Origin of the sequence: Streptomyces turgidiscabies Car8 (genome assembly GCF_000331005.1) — a bacterium.
GTDB lineage: Bacteria > Actinomycetota > Actinomycetes > Streptomycetales > Streptomycetaceae > Streptomyces > Streptomyces turgidiscabies.
In genome coordinates, this window is record NZ_AEJB01000043.1 from 1 (window position 1) to 5,013 (window position 5,013).

2 protein-coding genes are annotated in these 5,013 nt (G+C 70.9%); both read right to left on the reverse strand.

What is annotated here, in order from left to right; all coding sequences use genetic code 11:
* Nucleotides 1–60: 60 nt before the first annotated feature.
* Nucleotides 61–3,357: a GH92 family glycosyl hydrolase gene (locus tag STRTUCAR8_RS03240; protein ID WP_006373981.1), complete on the reverse strand. Its 3,297-nt coding sequence runs from the start codon at nt 3,355–3,357 to the stop codon at nt 61–63.
* A 386-nt stretch (nt 3,358–3,743) separates the two neighbouring features.
* Nucleotides 3,744–4,850 (reverse strand): lytic polysaccharide monooxygenase auxiliary activity family 9 protein, encoded by a 1,107-nt coding sequence (locus STRTUCAR8_RS03245; protein ID WP_006373980.1) that lies wholly within the window; start codon nt 4,848–4,850, stop codon nt 3,744–3,746.
* Nucleotides 4,851–5,013: the final 163 nt, after the last annotated feature.

Consider the following 5,013-nt stretch of genomic DNA (forward strand, 5'->3'; position numbering starts at 1 on the left):
CCGTGCCTCCGATTTGAACTCCTCGGGAAGGTTGGGTCATTGCCCCGTCCTTCGATGGTGTCAGCCGACAGCGAGAGTGAACACATGCACGTTGGCATTGGCCGGGAGACGTACGCTCGCGATGCTCCGGCCGCCCGGTGCCTGGAACGGCCTCGTCGCGAAGACATACGTCGGGACCGGGTCCCGGCCCGCTCCCGGGACGTTCCGGTACGCAGTCCTCGCGACGACCTCGTTGCCGTACTGGACGGTGCCCGTGCCGCCGCCCAGCGTCCAGTCGGTGAGGGCGAGGTCGACCGTGTCGGTGGTGCCGTCGGTGTAGGTGACGGTCGCCCGCGTTCGACGGCTGCCGAAGGCCGCGCTGCCGACGAAGGACAACCGGGATACGGGTGCGGCGAGTTGAATGATCTGGGAGGCTGCCGACGCGTTGTCCGGGCGGCCCGGCGGCGAGCTCGGCCAGGTGAAGGTCATGCCGGTCGGCAGCGTGCCCCGCGTGCCCGGCGTGAGGCCCTCTGCTTCCAGCGCCTGCCGCGAGTAACTCCACCCGGCGCCGTCGTAGTCGGCCTCGGTGTGGTCGCCGGTGTCGTCGGAGGTGCCCGTGTTGTCGTAGGCGGCGAGGAGGGACCCCGGAGCCGCCACGGTGAGGGCGACGGGCTGCTCGTACGCCGTGTCCGTCGCCGTCACCCTGATCCTCGCCTCGTGGAAGCCCTGCCCGGCGGTGGGCGGGGCGGAGAACGTGATCCGCTGGACGCCGTCGACCACCCTTCCTGAGACGGGCGTTGCCGTGACTCCCGTCGGGGTCTCCACCTCGAAGCGGACCTCCGGGCCACGGTTGGCGGTGCCCGTCAGGGACAGTGCCCGGATGTCCACCCGCGCGCTGCCGCCCGGTGCGAGCGTCGCCGTGGTGGGGCCGACGCCGAACTGGAAGGGCTGCTCGCCCGACCGGAAGGACGGTGGGGCGTCGGACGGAGCGGTGCCCCAGGTGGGGTGTGGGGTGGCGGCGAGGGTGTAGTCCAGGGTGCCGCCGTGCCGGACGAAGGACGCCGGGAGCCAGGGGCGGTCGCTCGTCAGACCGTTGACCGCGAGGGACTGGACGTACGGGGTGTCCGCCGACGCTCCCTGGGCGTGGATCGAGATGTCGTTGCCGTAGGGGCGGTTGATCTCGATCCTCGGGAACAGGGGCGAGGCCAGGACCAGTTCGGCTCGGGACGGCACCTGCGGGTACATGCCGAGCGCGGCGAAGACGTACCAGGAGGACATCGCGCCCAGGTCGTCGTTGCCGGGGATACCTCCCGGCCGCGTCGACCAGAGCCTCGTCATCGCCGCGCGCACCGTCTCCTGGGTTCTGCGCGGTGCGCCCGCGTAGGCGTACAGGTAGGGGACGTTGACCGAGGGCTCGTTGTCCAGCTCGGACTTCTCGCCGCCGCTGCCGGTGAGTGCCCAGCTGCCGTCGGCGTGGTGGAAGAAGGCGTCCAGGCGGTCGACGGCCGTTGTGGTGCCGCCCATCGCCGCGAACAGGCCCGCCGGGTTGTGCGGGACCATCCAGGTGTACTGGGCCGCCGTACCCTCGACGAAGCCTTTTCCGGTGGCCGGAGTGAAACCGGTGGCCCGACTGCCGTCCGCCTTGCGGTCGGTGATGTAGCCTCCGCTGCTGTGGGCCGAGATGTCGAAGTTGTTCTGCCACCACTGGGCGCGCTTCATGAAGTCGTTCGCCGTCCTCGTCCGGCCTGCCGCGCGGGCCAGTTCGGCGAGGGCGAAGTCCGCGCCCGACATCTCCAGCGTCTCCGCGGCGCCGCCCCACGCGTTGGACACGGACGGCATGTAGTGGTGGGCCAGGTAGGCGTCCAGGGAGGGGCGTTGACCGACCGAGAGGACCGGTCTGCCGGCCGGTGACAGGTCCTGCCGGGTCGGTGTCGTCGCCGCCCGCACCAGGGAGTCCAGCGCGCCCCGCAGGTCGAAGCGCCGGCCGCCGAAGGCGCGGATGCCGGCGAGGGCGGCGGGTGAGGGGTCGCCGTTCATGACGTGGGTGCCGCTCGCGCCGTGCAGCCAGCGGTCCCACAACCCGCCGTTCTGGCGGGCGAGTTCGTAGAGGGACTGCGCGATGTCGGATCCGGTGTCGGGGTCCAGGAGGGTGAGCAGCTGGACCTGGGAGCGGTAGACGTCCCAGCCGGAGAAGGTGCCGTACTGGTGATCGTGGTTCACGCGGACCAGGTGGACCCGGTCGTCGCCGCCCCGGTATCGGCGGTCGGCGTCGCTGATGACGTTCGGGTGGAGGAGGGAGTGGTAGAGCGCGGTGTAGAAGGTGGTGCGTTCGGCTTCCGTGCCCCCGCCGACCTTGATGGCGGCAAGCCTGTCCCGCCAGGCACGTCGGGCCGCCTGCTGGACCGACGTGAAGGAGCGGGCCGACGGGTTCTCGGCCGCGAGGTTGGCCTCGGCGCCCGCCCGACTGACGTACGAGATACCGACCTTGACGCCCACCGGGCCCGCGCCGGGCTCGAACTCCACATAGCCGCCCGCCCCTCTGCCCGCCACTGGTCTGCCGCTGTTCGCGGTGAAGCCCCCCGTTCCGCCGGACGCGGACGTGGCACCCGGGCTCAGTCGGCCGTCCTGCCAGGTGCCCGTCGCCTTGAAGGCGTGGTCGAAGCGGGCCGTGAAGTGAAGGGTGTAGTAGGGGCGTCGGCCCTCGGGGTCGAGGTGGCCACAGAAGTTGCCGGAGGTGACCGAGCCGGAGACCGTGCGGGCCGCGGTGTCGATCGTGACCGTCGAATCCGTCGAGCCCACCTCGGAGTTGGCGGTACGGATCAGCATCGACGCCGGTCGGCCGGGCGGGTAGGTGAAGCGGGCGGAGCCTGCGCGGGTGGTCGCGGTGAGGTCGGCGGTGACCCCGGACGCCATGCGCACCCTGTAGTGGCCGGGCTCCGCCGTCTCGTCGGCGTGGCTGAAGTCGGCCGCGTACACCGTGTCCTGGGTGTCGCTCGCCGGGGAGGACGTGACCTCACCCGCGTACGGGAAGAAGGGGATGTCGCCGCTGCCGCCCGCACAGCCCGTGCCGGACATGTGGGTGAGGCTGAAGCCCCGGATGCGGGTGGCGTCGTAGTGGTAGCCGCCGGGGGCCGCCGTCCGGCCGGCGTCGCCCCGGGTGTTCTCCGGGCTCCAGGAGAGCATGCCGAACGGGACGACCGCGCCCGGGAAGACATCGCCGCCGTTCCTGGTGCCGATGAGCGGGTCGACGTACGGGGTGGGGTCCTGGACCAGGGGTAGTGGGTATGTCTGGGACGTCGGCGTCGCCGCGAGCGTCGGAGCGGGGGTGCCGAGCATCAGGGCGGTGGCCAGCAGCAGGGACGTAGGGCGGACACGCATGACGCGGCCCCTCCTCCTTCGGACGGGTCGCGCTCCACAGGTCGCACAAGCCGCGGGGACAGTGACGTGCGCCAGCGGTACCACGGGAGGTCGAGCGGCTTCGCGCGGACGCGCGCGGCGGTCGCCCCCGCGGGGTAAGGCGTCCACCCCTGAGAGGGAGGCAACCGGTTTGACGATGCTGTCCGTTGGAGCGATAGAGTGATGATCGGACCACCAGACAACGTTGTCTCTATCGTTGCCTCAGGCGGTCGCATCTCCAGACGCAATCCACCCGGGCCTCATCCCCCGTGCCGGCCCGGCTCGCGGACCCGGTGGGTATCGACCACCGGGTCCGCCCTGAGCTGTCTCACCTGTGCACGTGCGGCCCCGCGGGTCCGGGTCAGGTCCTAGCCGACCCGGCAGGGCAGAGTGGTCGCCGTATCACCGCCGGACCCCCGGACGACGTAGCCGAACGTCGCTGTCCTGCCCGGATCGAGCGAGCCGTTCCAGTTGGCGTTGTGGACCATCACCGCCTGGCCGTTGTAGGTGGCGTTGCCGTTCCAGAGGCTGTCCACCGCCTGGCCCGCCGGGAGCGACCAGTCGACCATCCAACCGAGCATGGGCACGTTCCCGGAGTTGGTGACGGTCACCTCGGCCTGATAGCCGCCGTTCCAGCTGCCCGTCGTACGGCGGGTGGCGGTGCACGCGCCGGGCGGGGGCTCGGTGGGCGGGTTGCCGGGGTCCTTGATGCCCGTCACCTCGCCGTTGCCGCCGTCGAAGACGACGTCGGAGCAGGAGTAGAAGGTCTCCGCGCTGTCGGAACGCTGCCACACCATGTAGATGAGGTGGCGTCCGGACTTGTTCGCCGGGAGCTTGCCGTTCCAGGAGTAGTTGGCCTCGACGTTGCCCGGGGAGCCGTTGAGCGGCGGGTGGTCGACGCTCAGGAACGGCTGGGACTCCAGCGCGTCCCAGGTGAGCGTCTTGGTCGGGTCGAAGCCGTCCTTGGTGATGTAGACGTAGAACCAACCCGGGTGCGCCGCCCACGCGTTGTACGAGAAGTCGACGTTGGCGCCCGAGGTGAGGTGGGTCAACGGCCAGTCGGCACTGGGGGTGTTGAACCCGGTGAAGTTGGTGTTGCCGCCGCTGCAGAGCTGGCCGTCCGGGACGAAGCCCCGGGTGCGGCCGGCGCCGTCCGAGCGCAGCACCGAGAACCAGTTGTAGAACGGCGTTGTCCCGCTGACCTGTTGGGCCGTCTTGCAGGCCGGGTTGATCGCCTTGATCTCGCCGGTGTCCGTGAGGGCGTCCTCCCAGCACAGGAAGGTGCGGCTGCCGGGTTTCATCGGGGTGCCGTGGGCCTCCGCGTCACCGCCCGCCGTGACGACCAGACCGAGGGCCGGGATCGCGGTGAGCAGGGCCAGGAGGACGAGGAGGAGGGCCCTGCCCCGGGTGGGGAGTGGTAATCGGCGTGGGGTGCGGGGGGAGGGTGGGGAGGTCGAGGTGAATGTCAGGTCCATGTCATGATCTCCTTCAGTCGTACGCGGTGCGCCGTACGTCGTGCGGTACGTACGGAACGTGCGGGTGAAGGGGCGCGCCCGACGAGGGGCGCGCGTGCTGCGCGATGCGCGCGGGTGATGCGTGGGGGGTGGCGAGGTGGGAGCGGTTCCCGCTTACGGGTTC

Coding starts and splice junctions, on each gene's coding strand:
- STRTUCAR8_RS03240 (WP_006373981.1), bottom strand. CDS start 3,357: ATGCGTGTCCGCCCTACGTCCCTGCTGCTGGCCACCGCCCTGATGCTC.
- STRTUCAR8_RS03245 (WP_006373980.1), bottom strand. CDS start 4,850: ATGGACCTGACATTCACCTCGACCTCCCCACCCTCCCCCCGCACCCCA.